At 31.0% G+C, this 19232-nt stretch carries 17 protein-coding genes and 1 pseudogene; all 18 read left to right on the forward strand.

Annotated elements, in window-relative coordinates; genetic code table 11:
- Positions 1 to 131: 131 nt before the first annotated feature.
- The 18 genes and pseudogenes from V6137_RS13185 to V6137_RS13270 all read left to right on the forward strand — a co-directional run bounded on the left by V6137_RS13185 (position 132) and on the right by V6137_RS13270 (position 19130).
- Positions 132 to 1805, forward strand: coding sequence for an S-layer homology domain-containing protein (locus tag V6137_RS13185; RefSeq protein WP_425448411.1), 1674 nt, complete (start codon positions 132 to 134; stop codon positions 1803 to 1805).
- Between the two features lie 373 nt (positions 1806 to 2178).
- Complete coding sequence (locus V6137_RS13190) at positions 2179 to 3009, forward strand: GNAT family N-acetyltransferase (protein WP_425448412.1); 831 nt, start codon at positions 2179 to 2181, stop codon at positions 3007 to 3009.
- Complete coding sequence (locus V6137_RS13195) at positions 3006 to 3920, forward strand: hypothetical protein (protein WP_425448413.1); 915 nt, start codon at positions 3006 to 3008, stop codon at positions 3918 to 3920. The genes V6137_RS13190 and V6137_RS13195 overlap by 4 nt, the downstream gene beginning before the upstream one ends.
- Positions 3921 to 4138: 218 nt before the next feature.
- The gene (locus V6137_RS13200; RefSeq protein WP_425448414.1) at positions 4139 to 4276 is read left to right on the forward strand and encodes a hypothetical protein; all 138 of its coding nucleotides are present in this window, start codon (positions 4139 to 4141) and stop codon (positions 4274 to 4276) included.
- A gap of 177 nt (positions 4277 to 4453) precedes the next feature.
- The gene (gene truA, locus V6137_RS13205) at positions 4454 to 5191 is read left to right on the forward strand and encodes a tRNA pseudouridine(38-40) synthase TruA (RefSeq protein ID WP_425448415.1); all 738 of its coding nucleotides are present in this window, start codon (positions 4454 to 4456) and stop codon (positions 5189 to 5191) included.
- Positions 5192 to 5471: 280 nt separating this feature from the next.
- Positions 5472 to 6341: a GyrI-like domain-containing protein gene (locus V6137_RS13210; RefSeq protein ID WP_425448416.1), complete on the forward strand. Its 870-nt coding sequence runs from the start codon at positions 5472 to 5474 to the stop codon at positions 6339 to 6341.
- Between the two features lie 363 nt (positions 6342 to 6704).
- Positions 6705 to 7922, forward strand: a complete 1218-nt coding sequence (locus V6137_RS13215; protein ID WP_425448417.1) for an NAD(P)/FAD-dependent oxidoreductase — start codon at positions 6705 to 6707, stop codon at positions 7920 to 7922.
- Positions 7923 to 7944: 22 nt separating this feature from the next.
- A complete protein-coding gene (locus V6137_RS13220; protein ID WP_425448418.1) occupies positions 7945 to 8157 on the forward strand; it encodes a YuzB family protein in 213 nt (70 codons plus the stop codon).
- A 24-nt stretch (positions 8158 to 8181) separates the two neighbouring features.
- Positions 8182 to 9837 (forward strand): hydroxylamine reductase, encoded by a 1656-nt coding sequence (gene hcp, locus V6137_RS13225; RefSeq protein WP_425448419.1) that lies wholly within the window; start codon positions 8182 to 8184, stop codon positions 9835 to 9837.
- 490 nt (positions 9838 to 10327) lie between these two features.
- Positions 10328 to 11170 carry a nitroreductase family protein gene (locus V6137_RS13230; RefSeq protein WP_425448420.1) on the forward strand — a complete coding sequence of 281 codons (843 nt, stop codon included), beginning with the start codon at positions 10328 to 10330 and terminating at the stop codon, positions 11168 to 11170.
- Positions 11171 to 11222: 52 nt separating this feature from the next.
- Positions 11223 to 11660, forward strand: a complete 438-nt coding sequence (locus tag V6137_RS13235; RefSeq protein ID WP_425448421.1) for a MarR family winged helix-turn-helix transcriptional regulator — start codon at positions 11223 to 11225, stop codon at positions 11658 to 11660.
- A 272-nt stretch (positions 11661 to 11932) separates the two neighbouring features.
- Positions 11933 to 12355, forward strand: coding sequence for a Fur family transcriptional regulator (locus tag V6137_RS13240; RefSeq protein WP_425448422.1), 423 nt, complete (start codon positions 11933 to 11935; stop codon positions 12353 to 12355).
- A 61-nt stretch (positions 12356 to 12416) separates the two neighbouring features.
- A pseudogene (locus V6137_RS13245) lies at positions 12417 to 12500 on the forward strand (rubredoxin-like domain-containing protein); the annotation flags it as partial.
- Between the two features lie 30 nt (positions 12501 to 12530).
- Positions 12531 to 12959, forward strand: coding sequence for a ferritin-like domain-containing protein (locus tag V6137_RS13250; RefSeq protein WP_425448428.1), 429 nt, complete (start codon positions 12531 to 12533; stop codon positions 12957 to 12959).
- 298 nt (positions 12960 to 13257) lie between these two features.
- The gene (locus V6137_RS13255) at positions 13258 to 14286 is read left to right on the forward strand and encodes a DUF362 domain-containing protein (protein WP_425448423.1); all 1029 of its coding nucleotides are present in this window, start codon (positions 13258 to 13260) and stop codon (positions 14284 to 14286) included.
- Positions 14287 to 14363: 77 nt separating this feature from the next.
- Positions 14364 to 14792 carry a C-GCAxxG-C-C family (seleno)protein gene (locus V6137_RS13260; protein ID WP_425448424.1) on the forward strand — a complete coding sequence of 143 codons (429 nt, stop codon included), beginning with the start codon at positions 14364 to 14366 and terminating at the stop codon, positions 14790 to 14792.
- A 392-nt stretch (positions 14793 to 15184) separates the two neighbouring features.
- Positions 15185 to 17890 carry a cation-translocating P-type ATPase gene (locus V6137_RS13265; RefSeq protein WP_425448425.1) on the forward strand — a complete coding sequence of 902 codons (2706 nt, stop codon included), beginning with the start codon at positions 15185 to 15187 and terminating at the stop codon, positions 17888 to 17890.
- A 229-nt stretch (positions 17891 to 18119) separates the two neighbouring features.
- Positions 18120 to 19130, forward strand: a complete 1011-nt coding sequence (locus V6137_RS13270; RefSeq protein WP_425448426.1) for an RNA polymerase sigma factor — start codon at positions 18120 to 18122, stop codon at positions 19128 to 19130.
- Positions 19131 to 19232: the final 102 nt, after the last annotated feature.

Genomic DNA, 19232 nt, shown 5'->3' on the forward strand with positions numbered 1-19232 from the left:
ATCTGAAATATAATTTTTAGGAAAATAAAAGAAAGTTCGATAATTACCACATATACAATTAAATGGATTAACATTAGTTTACATAATCGTGTTAAAATATTAAGGACTATAATTTTAGAAAGAGGATGTATATGTTTAATTCATTTAAAATAAGAAATATCAAGAAAACAGTATTGACAGGAATCCTAGCAGGTATGGTTCTAAGCAACAACATGGCTATTGCAGATGATTTTACAATAAAGGACTTGGACAAGAGTTCCGATTATGCCAAGGAAGCAATAGTTAATCTTACTAATCAAAAAATAATTCAAGGAGATGAGCACGGATACTTTAATCCCAATAAAACTTTAACTAGGGCAGAGATGGTTACTTTGATTGTAAGGGTATTAGGATTAGATATTGACAATATTCCTAGTAATGGAACATTTACTGATGTTCCTAAAGGTCACTGGGCAAATCCCTATATTGAAGCTGCCCATCAAGAGGGGATTGTAAATGGAATCTCTAAGGATTATTTTGATGTTGACGGTATATGCACCCGGGAGGAAATGACAACTTTATTCGTGAGAGCCCTTGGGATTACACCAGATGATATTAGAGTACAATTAGGTAGGGAAAACTTAGATAAACTAGAAGATAAAAATCAAATCTCTGATTGGGCAAAGGACTATGTTGAATTTGCGATGGCAAAGGGAATTATTCATGGGACAACCAATGTAACATTCCATCCTAAGGGTAATGCACCGAGGGAGCAAGCAGCAGTGGTTACCTATAGATTTCTCCGTAGCAAAGATGATATTTTATCATCTATCACTGATAAAAAAACTATTAAGGAGATAGCTAAATATAAAGATAGTGTGGTTATGTTAGAAAGTTTTAACTATGATAATCAACCAATATCACAAGGTAGCGGTTTTTATATTGGAAATGGATTGTTTGTAACTAATTATAATGTGTTACTTGGAAGTAATAACTTTGTAATAACTGATAATGAAGGAGATAGATACGAAGTTGAAGGCATTGCTAGATACGATGAAGATATGGACTTTGCAGTTGTTAAAACAAAGGAAATGGTTAACATGGAACCACTTAAGATTGGTTCAAGTGATATGATTTCAAAGGGAGATCAAATAGTTACTATTGGGAACCCACAGGGACTACAAAATACAGTATCTGATGGAACTGTCAGTGGAAGAAGAAATCTTAGATATGGCTATAATGGTAATTTAAATTTAATTCAAATCACAACACCTATTAGTGAAGAAAGTTCAGGAGGGGCACTATTTAATATTCATGGATACGTAGTTGGTATTACCAGTGATGTAATGGGAGATGGAGAATTGAATTTTGCTATACCCATAGATAATTTTAAAGAAATAATCGATCAATTGAAATTTGCACCATTTGAAAATATAAAGGTATATGATATGAGTGATGAGATTGATGGTTATTTAGATAAGTCAGATGCTAGCATTAAATTTATTATAAATAAAGCCTTCAAGGCTTTAGAAGATGAAAATCTTAATGCTTTTATGTCAACAGTACATCATTTTAATCCTTCATATAGATCATTACCAGCCACATATAATGAGCTATTTGCAAATTCCAATTTTAACTACAAAGTAACAGATATAGAAGTGGAAGAAAAAGATGAAGACTATGCAATGGTCAATGTAAAATACACTCTATCTGACCCAGATGATTCAAGCTTTGAATCAATTGAGATACAAGGCCAATATGCTTTGGCTAAAGAACATGGAGAATGGAGAATATATTTTGCACAGGAATCGTTAATAGAAGAATAGGGATAATAGAATAAAAATATTAGAATAAGTTATATTAATTAATTTTTTATCTTTAGTTTATAAAAGTTATGGGGGCTAGATTTCCATGACTTTTCTTTTTTTATACAATTGATCCTGTGTTATAATATGGCAAGATAAGCAAGAGAAAAAAGTAGCACAGAAATATATCATATAATGTTAAATGAAAGACATTTTAATCGTCATGTATTTGAAAATATGATAAAATAAAAATTGAGGATAAATATCCCAAAAACTGCAACAAAGGGAAACTACACAGGAATAAGTAAGTTTAGTACATAAGTTGAGTGACGGTGAAATGTTATGAAGGCTTAAGTTGTTCTAAATATATTTTTAGAAAGAGGGGGAGATAGGTATGCTCAAGAAAGTAGATTTAAATAATTTAAATGAGGTTGTTGACTTAGCTTATCAAATGAATTGTGATGAGAGGACATCTTGTAAAGCACCATTTCTTAAGGATAGAAAAACGATAGAAAAACGTTTTATCAAAACATTAGAACATCCTAAAGAAGTAATCATCGCAGAATATACAGATAATGAGTTGAAGGGAGTATTTTCTTATTTAGTAGACCAAGATAGTAGATATTTGGAGTGCATAAGTGGCTTTTTTAAGGATGAAAAAACATTAGATCATATAATAAACTATATGAAGAATAACTATAGAGGTTGGCATATGGACCTTGTTTTTCCTAAGGAAAATACTATGGTGTTAAATTATTTGAAAAAAATTAATGGAAACTTTGATCCAGTACAGCTAGACATGGAATTAGAAGTGGGTGAACTAAAAGTACAGGAAATCAAAAGTAATTTAAATATTTTTGAATATGATGAAAAGTATTATGAGGAATATCATAAAATACATACCACCAACTGCTATTGGATAGCAGAGAAGATTGTAAAAGCATTAGATAAATTTAACATTTATTTAGCTGTTGACAATGATGAGGTTGTAGGATATTTGGATATATCAAAGAAGAACGACATATATGATTTATTTGTAAAAGAGTCATTAAGGGGAAAAGGGTATGGAAGAGCTCTTATGCAAATGGGAATAAATCAAGCAATAGAGAACGAGGGAAAAATAATTTTAAATGTAAATGAGGACAATGAAATAGCATATCAGTTATATAAAAGTCTTGGGTTTAAGGAGTATGGTAACTCAGTTACGGTTGGTGTTGAGTTGTGAGAAAGTATAGAAATATTTTAAGTGTTATTCTATTTTTTATGGTTGCTTTTTTAATCACAAAAAATACTTGTTATGGAGAAAGTATATCAAAGGTTTATAGTGAAGGGGATAAAGAGATTTGGAGTAAATATTTAAAAACTATGGAAGACCAAAATATAAGTTATGAGGAGAAGTCACAAGAAGTTCTTCAATTATTAAAACTTTGTGACGGCAGGGGTGGTCCTAAAATATACTCACAAAAGGTTCAAATGCTAAAAGGACCTGCTTTACCATCAGGAATTAGTACGGAGGATTTCTTTAATATTCTAAAAGATAGGGATTCTATTATTAAAAATACACATAATATAGAGCTTCCTATATTTATTAAAAATTGGAGTTCTGGTAATGGACAAAAACCGAGACGCTTCAATGATAGTATAACAAATTATTTCCAAGAGCTTTTTTTATCTATACATAATAATTTTCCAGATACTAAATTAAATGTCCTTGATCTTTTCCACGGACACATGATTATTGATAAAAGAAGCAATCCTAATGATATACTTATTGTATTTCACAGTAAAGAATATCCTTTGGATTTAGAAAAGAGAAAAAATGAAAGTGCCTTAAAAGAATATCCGAATATTGAAACGTTTCAAACTGGAACAAATTCATATTTAAAAAGAAATTATATTTGGTCTTTACGTAAAAATAAAATTTGGAGAATTAATACTTCAGAAGAAACAGGTTTTCACAATCTTATAAAATCTCCAATATATGAATTTTATCCAGAACTTGTTAGTAGAGCTAATACAGCTCAAGAAAATTATTTAGGAGAAACTATTCGTGATATAAATTTCTTTTTAGAACATAAGGGTGAAAAGATTAAACCTTTTATAACCCAGGGGGCTGGGACTCCTTCTTTTCCTTAAAGAACAAAGATGGACTGAACCTTCACTAGAGAAAATATAAAAGAGTAAAGAGAATAGATTAGGATGGTTTTCTTCTTTAGGGTATTGTCCTATTTATGTTCTATACGACAAATGTCCTAACACATAGGGGTAGTGAAAAGAATCTTTAAAGATAAGGACAGTGAGTTGCTAAAAATTGCAATTTAATAGAAAAAAACTACAAAAGAGTGTGTTATAAGTTGAGTAAAGTATATTTTATTAAAAATCCAGAAGCTAATTATGATCAGCTTGGAAAAGATGCTTCAGAACTTTTGAAAAGAATAGTATCAGAAACAGAACATAGTTTTGAAAAGGAAGTACCTATAAAAGTTCATTAGCCCATGGTTTTATCCAGATTCCAATTATAATAGTAGACGGAGAGTTAGGCTTAGAATATGATGAAGTAGAAATAAATAAAGACTTTTTCGATAAATCTAAAATAATATATTATAATAAGCATATATTTATATGGAAAATATAGATTAAGAAAGTTGTTTTATGAAAAGGAGAATAATATGAATAATTATAAATTAAAGGTCCAATACGATGGCGGACGTTACAGAGGTTGGCAAAGGCTTGGTAATGGTGGAAATACAATTCAAGGAAAAATCGAAGAGGTTTTGTCAAAGCTAGTAGGTGAAGAAATTAAAATTAATGGATGTAGTAGAACAGATTCAGGGGTTCATGCCCTGGCTCAAATAGCTAATTTTAAATCTAATAAAAAATTTACTGAAGTCGAAGTGAAAAAATATTTAAATAAATATTTACCTCAGGATATTAGTATAACTGAAGTTAGATTGGTTGCTGAAAGTTTTCATCCAAGATATAATGCTAAAGAAAAAACTTACTTATATAAGATTTGGAATAAGGAGTATACAAATCCTTTCATGAGAAAATATAGTATGCATATTGATAGAAAATTGGATATAAAAAGAATGGAAACTGCATCTCGATTTTTCGTTGGTGAACATGATTTCACTGCTTTTTCAAATGCTAAGTCTAAGAAAAAATCTAAGGTTCGTGAAATATATTCTATTAATATAGAAGAAAATCAAGGGTTTGTGGAAATCAGAGTACGAGGTAATGGCTTCCTTTACAATATGGTTAGAAAAATTGTAGGTGCGTTAATAAAAGTTGGACTATATGAGATGGGTCCAGAAGACATATTAAAAATCATAGATTCAAAAGAACGAAAACATGTAGGAATAATGGCAGAGGCATGTGGACTTTATTTGGAAAAAATTAAATTTTAAAATAGAAAACTTTAAGAACCAGGTTTTAGAAAAACGAACAATGAACCTTCATATCTTATCGAACTACCCCCTTTAATTATGAGGGGGCTATTTTTATGCAAAATATATAACCATAACAAGGAGGAGTTTTGAATGTCTGAATAGAATAATTAAGATAAAAGACAAATGGAAATTTTATTATAAATTGGTTAATGATATTTTTTCGATAAATGGCGACAGAGAAAGTCGAGTTAATTTTGTAGAGTGTATTATATGATTAAATAGAAAGGGGGAGAAATCATTGAAATGGGTCGAACGGATTAATGATACAATTAACTATATAGAAAATAATTTAGATAAAGATATTTCTTATGATGAAATTGAAAAAATTTCAGTATGTTCCATATATAATTTTCAACGAATGTTTTCCTATATAGCAGATAGACCATTAAGTGAATATATAAGGAATAGAAGACTTACTTTAGCTGCATTTGATATTCTAAATAGTAAAGATAATATTATAGACATCGCAATGAAATATGGATATACTTCCCATGACTCTTTTACGAGAGCTTTTAAAAAGTTCCATGGAGTCTTGCCATCAAAAGTACGAACAGGTACAGTCATGCTAAAATCTTGTCCAAAAACCTCCTTTCAAATAGCAATAAAAGGAGAATGTTATATGAATTATCAAATTGAAAAATGGCCAGCTCTTACAATTTCAGGAATAAAGAAAAAGGTTAAAACAGATGAAGCTTTTCAAGTTATTCCGAAAATTTGGGATACGGCTGGTAGAGACGGTACTATGAAAAAATTATTTGAACTTCTTATGAAAGCAGATATGCGTCCTGCAGGACTACTTGGCGTTAGTGTTGGAGGACAGTGGGGAGAGTCAGAAGAAATGGACTACTACTTGGGTGTAACTACTCATGTTGATGTGACTGAATGTAAAGAAGTTACTGCTCCTAGTCAAATGGATCAATTAAAATTACCTAAGGCCACATGGGCAATCTTTAAAGCAAATGGACCATTACCGGAATCTGTTCAAGACATCTATAAGAAGTTTTATACAGAATGGTTACCTAATTCGGGGTATGAACTAGATGATTTACCAGTAATAGAATGCTATTTTCAGGATGAAAGGCAGGAAGTATGGATCCCAATAAAGTAAATTAAAAATTAAAAAGGGAATATATCTGTAGAGGTTACAATAAATGATACAAATTTAGATGTGAACTTTAAGATAGTAGAAGGACTAACAAGAATAAACAAAAATAGTCCATATAGCATTGAAAATCCTATTAGAAAATAAAATGACAAGCTTCTATCGGTAATAGAAAATTGAATTTAATAAAAGATAAGCCTACTCATGCGTTAATTCGACTTAGTAGGCTTATTTTTTATTTAATATGACTAAAATAATAATAATCTCACGTTTAATTTTAAATATGCAAGCTCAAAAACTATAAGTATATAAAAAATTATATTTCAAAATAATAATTACTAAATAAGTAATTTTAAGGAGTGAGAAGTATTGAATAATAAAATCGTTGTAGTAGGAAATGGTATAGCTGGCATTACAGCAATAAAATCTATAAGAAAAATAGATACAGAAAGTGAGATTCATTTGTTTGGGGATGAAAAATTCAATCCATACAATCGAGTGAGGCTATCAAAGGGATTATTAAACAAATTAGAAGAAGATAAGATCTTACTTCAAAAAAAGGATTGGTATCAGGTTAATAAGATAAAGCTATATAAAGACACTAAGGTAATATGTATTGATACAGCTAAAAAAGAAATAACTCTATCTAATAACTCTAAAATGAGTTATACAAAATTATTATTAGCAAATGGAGCTAGTAATATAGAACCACCGATTTCCGGTATAGATAAATTAGGAGTATTAACACTTAGAACTTTAGAAGATGCATGGAATATAATAGACGGTTTAAAGTCAAAGAAAAAAGTTCTAAACATAGGAGGTGGAATTCAAGGGTTAGAAACAGCATGGATTCTTTCTCAAATGGGCAAAAAAGTAGTTTTAGCTGAACTGTTACCTAGAATTATGCCGAAGCAGCTTGATGAAAAAGCATCTAAAATATTAAAAAGAGCAGTGGAAAACAAAGGTATTGAAGTTATGATTGGTACAAGAATAACTGAAATATATGGAGACGGTGAGGTAGAAGGATTTAAAACTGCAAATGGAGATTCTATTAGTTGTGATATGGTTACTTATTCCATAGGAATAAAACCGAATATAGAATTGTTGAAGGGTAGTGGGATAGATACTGATAAAGGAATAATTGTAAATAAAAGAATGGAAACAAATATTAAAGATATTTATGCAGCTGGAGATGTTGCAGAGTTAAATAATCAGATTTATGGATTATGGAACATATCAATTGGACATGGGAAGGTAGCGGGTTTAAATATAGTAGGTGAAGAAAGTATATATGAACACATCGTTCCTGTAACAACTTTAAATGCCTTTAATATATCTTTATTTTCCATGGGTGTTGTTAATGAAAAGGAAGCAACAAATATAGTATTAGAAGATAGAGCAGAAGAAAATGTGTACAACAAAGTATTTATAAAAGATAACAGGGTGATTGGTGCAATAGTAATTGGTAATATAAGATATTCTCCTATCCTTAAGATAGCAATTGAAAAAGATATAAATTTGAGTGGTGTAGACTATGAAAATGTATCATTTGATGAACTCCTTGAAATAATAAAAGAGAGAAAATAAGTAAATAAGGAGTGGTTCAATAATGGTAGAAATTAAATTTTGTGAAAATAATTATGCTCAAGGAGCAGAAGAAGTTACAAAAAAATTAGAGAAAGATGGCATAGACTTTGAAGTAGAACCTTGTTTAGGATATTGTGGAGATTGTGCAATGGGACCATTTGCTTTAGTCGATGATGAACTTATGCAAGCAGATACATCGGATGAACTATACGATAAAATTAAAAATTCTATTTAAAAAAACTAAAGAGGTGAATAATAAGTGGAAAATGCAATGTTTTGTTATCAGTGTGAACAAACAATGGGAGGAAAAGGATGCACTAAGCATGGAGTGTGTGGAAAAACACCAGAAATAGCCAATTTACAAGACTTACTGATATATCAATTAAAAGGTATATCATGTTATGCGAAACCTCTAATAGAAAAGGGAGAAACTATTGATAAGGAAATTGTAAAGTTTGTAGAAAATGGTTTATTTACTACATTAACTAACGTAAATTTCGATGCAGAAGTTCATGTAGAATTATTGAAGGAATCACAAAAGATAAAACAGGCTTTAAGAAGTAAAGCACCTACAGGACAGTACCCTAAAGAGGCTACATACAACCTTAGTGATACTAAGGAGACGATGCTAAAGGATGCAGTGAAAGCTGGTATTATGTATGACCAAGATCTTGATCCAGATATTCGTTCCTTAAGATGGACGATAGTTTATGGGTTGAAAGGTATAAGTGCCTATGGACATCAAGCAAGATATATAAATTATCACAGTGACCAAGTAGATCACTTTTACTTTAGAGCATTAGAGGCTACTACAAATGATAAATTAACCATTGAAGATCTTATTCGAATGACTATGAGAACCGGAGAAATGAGTATAGAGGTAATGAGGATTTTAGATGAAGCAAACACTGAAGTCTATGAAAATCCATCTGCCCATAAAGTTAATGTAAATATTAAAAAAGGACCATTCATAGTAGTATCAGGACATGATTTAAGGGATTTAGAGCAAATTTTGGAGCAAACAGAAGGAAAAGGAATCAATGTTTATACACATGGAGAAATGTTACCATGTCATGGATACCCTAAGCTTAAGAAATATAAACATTTAGTAGGTAATTTTGGTTCAGCTTGGCAAAATCAGCAGAAAGAGTTTAATGATATACCTGGAGCTATTGTAATGACAACGAATTGTTTGATGAGACCAAGGGGATCTTACAAAGATAGAATATTTACCACTAACGTTGTGGGATGGGATGGTGTTGAGAATATCAAATTAAATGAAGATGGCACTAAGGATTTCAGTCCAGTTATAGATAAGGCATTACAATTAGGTGGATTTAAAGAAGATGAAGAAGAAAAGGAAATTTTAGTAGGATTTGGACACAATGAAACCCTATCCCATGCTGAAACCATAGTAAATGCAGTGAAAAATGGAGACATTAAACACTTCTTTGTAATTGGAGGGTGTGATGGTGCAAAACCAGGAAGAAATTACTATACTGAATTTGCTCAAAAAGTTCCACAAGATTGTGTCATTTTAACGTTGGCTTGTGGTAAGTACAGATTTAATAAGTTAGAATTTGGAACAGTGGCAGGACTACCGAGATTATTAGATGTAGGACAGTGTAACGATGTATATTCAGCAGTAAAAATTGCATCAACCCTTGCAGATGCATTTGATACAGATGTAAATTCTCTCCCCCTTACTATAGTACTGTCTTGGTATGAGCAAAAAGCAGTAGCCGATTTACTAGCATTATTATCTATTGGTATAAATGGAATGTACTTAGGACCAAGTCTACCTGCTTTTATATCTCCTAATGTATTGCAATACTTGGTGGATACTTTTAGTTTGACACCAATAAGTGACCCAGAAACTGATTTAAAAAATTCACTTCAGCAACATTATCAATAATACAGATTTATTAGATAAAATGTTTATGGATAAATGTAAAAATTTTTTAACCTCCTTTAATCTTAGGGGGTTTTATTATTTGTTTCTAATATGGGTATAGTCTATAGAGAGAAAGTACTGAACATTGAAGGCATAAGAGATATAATATATACTTATAAGGATTTTATATTATTTATGTAACTATTTAAGCTTCAAGTTTTTTATGAGTCAATAAAATATATAATAATTGACAACAATAATGGGAAAATATATAATGAAAACATATATTGATTTAACAAAATTAAATTTATTTAAATTGATTGTAAAAGGTGAATATAAATAAATTTTTGTAATTTTACTGAAACTAAATGTAGTTTAATATATTGATTTATTATTTAATTGATGATTAATGAATTTTTATTAATTATTCCAATTAAGAATAAGAGAGGAAGTTTTTATATTATAATCGAGTAAAATTAACAATTGTTTATTATGGAAAGGAGAAATGTCAGTGGATATTAATTTTTCAATAAGAGAAGCAGTAAAAAAACGATATAGTGTAAGAAATTATAAAGAGCAAGAGGTTGAACTAGATAAAAGGGAGGCAATTGAATCCTTTGTGAACTCTTTGGATAATCCTTTTGGCCCAAAAGTGAACTTTCACTATCTTGATAATGAAGAAATGAAAAATCAAAAAAAACTTGGAACTTACGGTGTAATTAAAGGGGCAACGCAATACATTGGAACAACTATAAAGTTAGAACCAGGGTCATTAGAAGCATTGGGATATGAACTTGAAGCAGTTATTCTTTATTTAGCTAATCTTGGGCTTGGAACATGTTGGTTAGGTGGAACATTCAACCGCAAGGGGTTTGCTAAGGCAATGAATATAGGAGAAGATGAAATATTCCCAATTATTACCCCATATGGCTATGCTGCTAATAAGAAACATATGAAAGAGGTTGTAATGAGAAAAATGATTAAAGCAGATCATCGTAAAGAATGGAATCAATTATTTTATAAAGATAATTTTCAGTTATCTCTTACAAAAGAAGAAGCGGGAGATCTAGAATTTCCATTAGAAATGATTAGGTTAGGACCATCAGCATCAAATAAACAACCCTGGAGAGTCTTACTAAAAAACAATGCCTGCCATTTCTATGAGTATAAAGAGCCAGGATACAGCGATAGATTTCAATATGATATTCAGAGAGTAGATATGGGAATTGCTGCAGCCCACTTTGATTTTTCGGTTAAAGAAAAGGGAATCAATGGCTATTTTCTTACAACATGTGAACCAGAAGTGAAATTACCAGACCATATGGAATATGTTTTCTCTTGGATTAGAGAATAAAATAACATAATCAGTTAAATTTATTTAAATGAAAACTACGGAGAGGATAAATATGGATAAATACGATAAAATCAAATTAGAGAATCAAATATGTTTTCCGTTATATGCATTATCAAGGGAGATAATCAAGCTATATAAGCCTATACTGAAAAAATACAATCTAACATATACTCAATATGTAACTATGCTAGTGATTTGGGAAGTAGAGAAAATAGACTTTAAAGAATTGGGAAAAAGGTTACATTTAGATTCAGGGACCCTTACACCAGTAATTAACAAACTAGTGTCTATGGGGTTAGTTATTAAATATAGAAATGAAAAAGATGATAGACTGGTTACTATAGAATTAGCAGAAAAAGGGAAATTGTTAAAAGAGGATATACTTGAAGTACCAGAACAGATATTTTGTACTTTTGATGGAGATGCAGAAGATGTTATGATGCTAAAAAAATATTTAGACAAATTTTTAGATTTATTAAATAGTAAGTAATGTTGGATTCTACTGGATTACTATAATAGATTTTTCCCCTTAGATTTGAGGGGATTGTTTTATATTAAGTAAGGGTTAGAAAGCTAAATTTCTATAGATATTAGCTTTTTGGCCCTTAATTTATTTGGGTAAGATATCTTGTATGATTTTTTTGAATAATTCTATTGCATTTATTAAAATTTTATGGTAGTATATTCTTAGGTCGTACTTAGTACGACTTAATAATTGGTTGCTTATAATACTAAGTATATATTCTGGAAAGAAGGATACATATGAGAAATGCAGTGGAGAAGTTTACTTTAGAATTAAATAAAAGAGGCTTAAGACCTTCTCATCAAAGGATCAAGATACTTGAGTATCTTACTAACAATCCCTGTCATCCAACTGCAGAGAAAATATTATCTGAGATGAAAAAAGAGTTGCCAACTCTATCTAAATCTACAGTTTATAAAACCCTAAATGCTTTTGTAGAGGCACAAATGCTCAGGGAAATAACAATTGAAAATAATGAAGTAAGATATGAGTATAATTTAATAGATCATGGACATTTTAAATGTGAAAAATGTGGTCTAGTATATGATTTTAAAATTGACTTTGATATTTTACAGTTTGAAGAACTTAAGGGTTTTAAAATTAATGATAAAAATATCTATTTTAAAGGTGTTTGTAAAAACTGCTTAACAAAAGATATATAAAGTTTAATTCTTAAGCAGCTATTATATATAATAAAAATTACTATACAAAGGGGAGAATATTATGAAAAAATTTGTCTGTTCAATATGTGGTTATGTTCATGAAGGAGAAAATGCACCGGAAAAATGTCCTCAGTGTAATGCACCAGCATCAAAATTCACAGAACAAGGTGATGATATGTCTTGGGCTGCGGAGCATGTTGTGGGAGTAGCAGAAGGTGTCAGTGAAGATATTATTGAAGATCTAAGAGCGAACTTTTCAGGAGAATGTACTGAGGTAGGAATGTATCTTGCTATGGCAAGGGTAGCCCATAGAGAAGGATATCCTGAGGTTGGTATGTATTATGAAAAAGCAGCTTATGAAGAAGCAGAACATGCTGCCAAGTTTGCAGAATTACTTGGTGAAGTCGTTACAAATTCAACAAAGAAAAACCTAGAGATGCGTGTAGAAGCAGAAAATGGCGCAACAGCAGGCAAGACTGATCTTGCAAAGAGAGCAAAAGCTGCCAATCTAGATGCAATACATGATACTGTTCATGAGATGGCAAGAGATGAAGCTAGACACGGAAAGGCATTTGAAGGACTATTAAGACGTTATTTCAAGTAAAATAAGAACTTATATTTACATAAGAGTTAACTTCAGAGGGTTGACAAAGTCTAAAAATAAATATATGAAAAAAAGGAAATCCAAAATGCAAAAAGGATTTCCTTTTTTTTACGTGGAATATGTAATATAGAATGATTTATTTGGTATTTGGTTATGTAAACTGGTACAATAATATAGAATGAACATTTTATGAAAAGCATATCAGCAAGATATTGAAGAGGGTTTTTGAAAGTATTGACGATAATTTAGTAAATGTTATAGTGTAGGTAGAAAAAAATTATAAAAGAGGGTGTTTAACTTGAGTAAAGTATATTTTATTAAAAATTCAGAAGCTAATTATGATCAGCTTGGAAAAGATGCTTCAGAACTTTTGAAAAGAGTAGTATCAGAAACAGGGCATAAGTTTGAAAAAGAGGTGCCTATAAAGATCCATTTTGGTGAAAGAGGAAATAAAACCTTCATTCCCGCAAAATGTTATGATGGGATTATAAATTATTTAAAAGAAGAGGATGTATCTCCCTCTTATATTGAAACTAATGTATTGTATAGGGGATCAAGAACTACTACAAAGGATCATATTGAAACAGCTAAATCCCATGGTTTCACCCAGATTCCAATTGTAATAGCAGATGGAGAGATAGGCTTAGAATATGATGAAGTAGAAATAAATAAAGATTTTTTCGATAAATGTAAAATAGGTAAGGGATATGGAAAATACCAACAATTTATTGTTACTAGTCATTTCAAAGGACATGTTGCAGCGGGATTTGGTGGGTCTATAAAACAGCTTGCCATGGGTTTTGCCTCCCGTAGTGGAAAGATGGAACAGCATACCGATATATCCCCTACTGTAGAAGCTGAAAAATGTATTTCTTGTGGTATTTGTGTGGGCAAATGTGATTTTGATGCTATAGATATAGTAGATACAGCAGAAATCAATGATAGTAAATGTACTGGTTGTGCTGGATGTATTGCAGTTTGTCCTGAAGGTGCAATTAGTAATTCATGGGTAGGATCTGATTTTTATGAGAAGATTTCAGAGTATGCCTACGGGGCATCTAAAGATAAGGATATCATATATATTAGTTTTATTCATAATATAACTAAAGAATGTGACTGTGCTGGGATACCTATGAAACCGATTACAGATAATATTGGTATTGTTGCTGGAAAAGATCCTGTAGCTTTGGATACAGCATGTCTAGATTTAGTTCAGAAAAATAGTGGGGAAAAACTTTTTGAAAAGGGTAGGAGATCTCTTCGTCATGGAGAAAAAATAGGATTAGGAACAATGGAGTATGAACTCATTGAAATAAATAAAATATAAAAGGAAGTTAAAATGAGTTTATTTTTAAAAAAGAAAACTTCGATAATTTATATAAGTGTAAAGGGGGATAAGATAATATGTTAAAAGATGAAGCAAGAAAGTATATTGATTCTGAAATACAGTATGGAGATAAAAAAGATCTATATCACTATAATTGCGCAGAGATAATATTGAATGCTTGTAATGATTATTATAATTTAGAGCTAGACTCAAAGGCTTTAAAAATGATTATACCCTTTGGTGGAGGTTTAAATTCAGGAAAAAACTGTGGCATTTTGACAGGAGGAGTTGCAGCGATAGGTGTTATGTTTGCAGAGCATAAACCCAGTTTAAATACTAAGATGAAAGAAATAACAAAAATGTGGGTTCAAGCCTTTGAAGAAGAATTTGGTAGTGCTGATTGTAAGGCTATAAAAGAAACGAAAAGGGATGAAGTTAAAGGATGTAAGCCTCTAATAATAAAAGGAGCAGAAATTTTAGAAAAAGTATTGGATGAATATAATTAAGTCCTACAAATAAATCTTCATGTTAAATACATAATAAAAAATGGAATAATTGAAACTTGTAAATATTAAAAAATTATATATAAAAATTAAATAAAAGTATAAAAATAATAAATCCAGCAGAGTTGATACATATTTAAATTCTGCTGGATTTATTATTTTTATTTAGCTTTGTTAGTTTTAATTTTTAAGTCCTCAAGGGAATCATGGGAAGAAAAAAGTATCTTTCAATAAACTTTCTTTTATGAGAAGACATTTGTTTTATTATAGTTAATAAGGGTAGAAGATTAAATGTAGAAGAAAGTTGGGAATTTTAGTCATTTTTTATTATTCAAAAATAAATTCTTTTAAATAGAAAATAAGAAAATATAATCTAAGATAAAAAGGAGAGTTTTATGGAAACAGAAAAGCCAACATATTCAAAAACAATTGAAGAGGTTGAAGCAAGTTTTTCTACTAACAAAGATAGAGGACTTTCTTCCGAGAGTGGCAAAAAACGATTGAAAAACAGTGGTGAAAATCGGTTAGAAGAAAAAAGTGATATTTCTATTTGGAAAATATTTTTCAGGCAATTTAAAAGCATAGTAATGCTTTTACTCACGGTGGCAGCCATTGCATCCTTTTTTATCGGAGACTTTGTTGAAGGGATTGCAGTATTGGTTGTGATATTGATTACTGCAATTCTTGGATTAGTTATGGAATACAAAGCGGGAAAGTCTATTGAAGCATTGCAAAAAACAGTTCACTCAGAAGCTAAAGTAATAAGAGATGGGGAGATTTTTAATATTTCTACGAGAAAGCTGGTTTATGGGGATCTTATAGTACTAGAAGAGGGTGATAAAATTCCTGCAGATGGTCGTCTAGTGGAAGCAGATGAACTTGCTGTTGATGAATCGATGCTTACTGGTGAATCGGACCCTGTAAAGAAGGATATAGAGGTTCTTGATAGTGAAGAAAAAGTGGATATCGGAGAGCGCGAAAATATGGTTTTTATGGGTTCTGCAGTTCTTAAAGGTAATGGGAAGTTTATTGTTACAGCTACAGGAAATAATGCAGAAATCGGGAAAATATCAAAAATGCTGAAAGGAACAGAGAAGGAAGAGACCCCTTTGGAAAAACATTTAGAACAGACTGGACGATATTTAATCGCTTTAACGTTGGTTATAACAGGTATAGTTGCTATTATAGGCTATCTTACAGGTAAGCCCCTAGAAGAAATGTTAAAGACTTCTATTGCCTTGGCGATTGCTGCAGTTCCAGAAGGACTTCCTGCAGCGGCAACTATTACTCTAGCCATCGGAATGAATCGCATGGTAAAGAAAAAAGCATTAGTTAGAAATCTTCCTGCAGTTGAGACACTAGGATCTGCTACAGTATTTTGTACGGATAAAACCGGTACATTAACAGAAAATAAAATGACTTTACAAAAAATAATTATAGATGGTAGAGAAATTAATGTTTCAGGTACTGGCTATAAGCCTGAAGGAGAATTCTGTGAGGGAGGAGAAAAGATAAATCTTAGTCAAGATGAAGCCCTATCATTGCTTTTAAAAACAGGACTTCTTTGTTCCGATACAGTATTGAATGAGAAAGATAATGGCCAGTGGGAAATTGTAGGAGATCCTACAGAAGGGGCATTAGTAGTTGCTGCTAGAAAAGCAGGATTTAAAAAGAAAGACTTAGAAGAAGAATATAATCGCCAAGGGGAAATTCCCTTTGACTCTGCACGTAAATTTATGGCTGTCCATTATAAGACTCCAGAAAATAGTGATGAAGTATTTTTAAAAGGTTCTCCTGATGTAGTACTTGAAATGTGTGATAAGGTGTATCAAGACAATGAAATAATAAATCTATCAGATGAGAAAAAGAAAGAATTAAAAAATAAAAATGAAGGGCTTGCAAAAGAAAGTTTTCGCATCTTAGGTCTTGCTTACAAGAAAGAAGAGTTTAATAATGATGAAAATCTTGAAAATAAAATCGAAAATGGGATGATGTTTCTTGGCTTTGTTGGAATAATAGATCCTCCAAGAGATGATATTCAAGAGTCTATTGATATAGCTTCTAAAGCAGGAATTCGAACTATTATGCTAACAGGAGATCAAAGAGAAACTGCTATGGGAATAGCAGAAAATATTGGTATTGAAGTGAATGAAAAAAAGATGTTAAAAGATACAGCTATAAGTGATTTGTCTACGGAATCTCTTAAAGAGAATCTAAAACAAAACTCTATTTATGCTAAGGTAACCCCAAAGGATAAACTAAGTATTATAAGAGCTTTAAAAAGTAGCAACGAAATTGTTGCAATGACCGGTGATGGAGTTAATGATGCACCGGCATTAAAAAAGGCCGATATAGGTGTTGCCATGGGAATACGAGGTACAACTGTGGCCAAAGAAGCATCGGATATGATTTTGTTAAATGATCGATTCAGTACAATTGTAGAGGCAGTTAGGCAGGGGCGAGTGATCTTTGATAATATTCAGAAGTTTATCCATTATTTGCTTTCCTGTAATCTCAGTGAAATATTATTTATTTTTTTATCTATTCTATTTGGTGTGCCAGTGCCACTTATTGCACTCCAAATATTATGGCTTAATGTTGTAACTGGTGTGTTTCCAGCTTTAGCTATGGCATGGGAAGTACCGGAAAAAGGAGTTATGACCAAATCTCCACGGAATCCTGATGCTCCAATTATTACAAATAGATATAAGTTTTTTATTGGTTTTCAAGGATTTATTATTGCCACAGGTCCTTTAATTTCTTATCTCCTTTCATTACACCAGGGATTTGAAATAAATGAGGCTAGGACGATAGGATTTATGACGTTGGCTATGGTTCATCTGCTACAAGTGTTTAATGTCAGAAGAAAAAATGGTTTAGGTTTTGACAAAACTTTTTTTCATAATCCTTATCTTATTGGTGCCCTAGCACTGACTTTAGTACTCCAAATTATGGCTGTATATACCCCGGTGATACAGAAGATACTTAAAACAGTAGCTCTTTCCTATGATATGTGGTTGTATGTTTTAATAGGAGCTGTAATACCGGTCATAGTATTACAAGTAATTGCAATCATACAAAATAGAAGAAAAGTAGGATAAAAAGAGTTGGATACTATTTAGTATAATAACTGTGGCATTTGTCATCTATGCTAATACTGGAGGTCGTTATAAAAAATATTGATAACAAAGTCAGAAGTTTATAATTTGAAAAAATGACCCATAAAGGGTCATTCTTTTTATGACAAATTTAATTAATGTCACAAATATAGATTGTTAGACGTATTAGAAGTGAAGACTAATTTTAAATTTAAAAGAGAGGAGTAGAGATATGGAAGAAAAGATTTTAGAGGAGTCTTTTTCTGATGGTGGGGAATATGAGCTTGAGTGTACTATTGAATTATATGGACATTCTTTATTGCGGTATTGCCATAATATTCTTTGTGATTATCATAAAGCACAAGATGTGGTACAAGTAACATTTATAAAGGCATATAATAAAAGAAAAAGCTTTAAAAAAGGGTATTCTTTATCAGCGTGGCTATATAGCATTGCATACAATACATGTATGGATGTATTGAGAAAGAATCGAAGAAGGAAAATATTGTTTTTTATACCTGAAGTGAGAATTAATACAGTAGATAGTTCTACAGATTTTATGAGTGAGGGTTTAAAAAAAGCTCTTTTAAAACTAACTGGTGCAGAGCGTGCTTTGATATTTAGCAGAATAATGGATGAAAAAAGTTATAAAGAATTAGAAATAATCTATCAAGTTTCTGCTGCTACCATTCCAAGTTTTAACAAAGTTATATCTATAGTAAGTCCTGAGATAGCATATATGCTTCAACCAATTGGGAAGTCCAGTGAAGACAATGGAATCAAGATAGAAGTAGTTGCAGCATATAATGATGATGAAATGGCAGTACTTTATCTAACTATGCAAGATTTAATAGGAGATAGAATTGGTGAATCTATTGATTTATATAATTATTCACTATCAAAAGGCTCTATGTTTAATGCTCAAGTTATTGATTATGATAAAGCAAGTAAAACTGCTACATTGCGAATACAAGTAAATGGTGGAGAAAGAATGGATGGTAAAAGATTATATCTTTCAGTTTCATCTTTTTTGGGCCATTTTCAAGAGTTTAATGAAGTGGTAACAGGAATTACTTTATCAGATATAAAGAAGGTAAATTCGGAAACAATACCATTAGATACAGAATATGTATCAGGGGTGAGTGGAGACTTATTTTTTACAGAATGGGAAGAGAGAGGAGTAATACAGGTTTTAAAAGGAGACCAAAAGAAAATCTTACCAGGGCTATCGCATGAAAAATAATTATTAAAATGAAATGGAAAAAATCTCAAAAAGGAATTTTAGATTTTATGTCGAATCTTTAAAATATACAAATAAAATACGAGGAGAGCAGACATGAAATTT

This window comes from Dethiothermospora halolimnae, from assembly GCF_037577855.1.
GTDB lineage: Bacteria > Bacillota > Clostridia > Tissierellales > VENL01 > Dethiothermospora > Dethiothermospora halolimnae.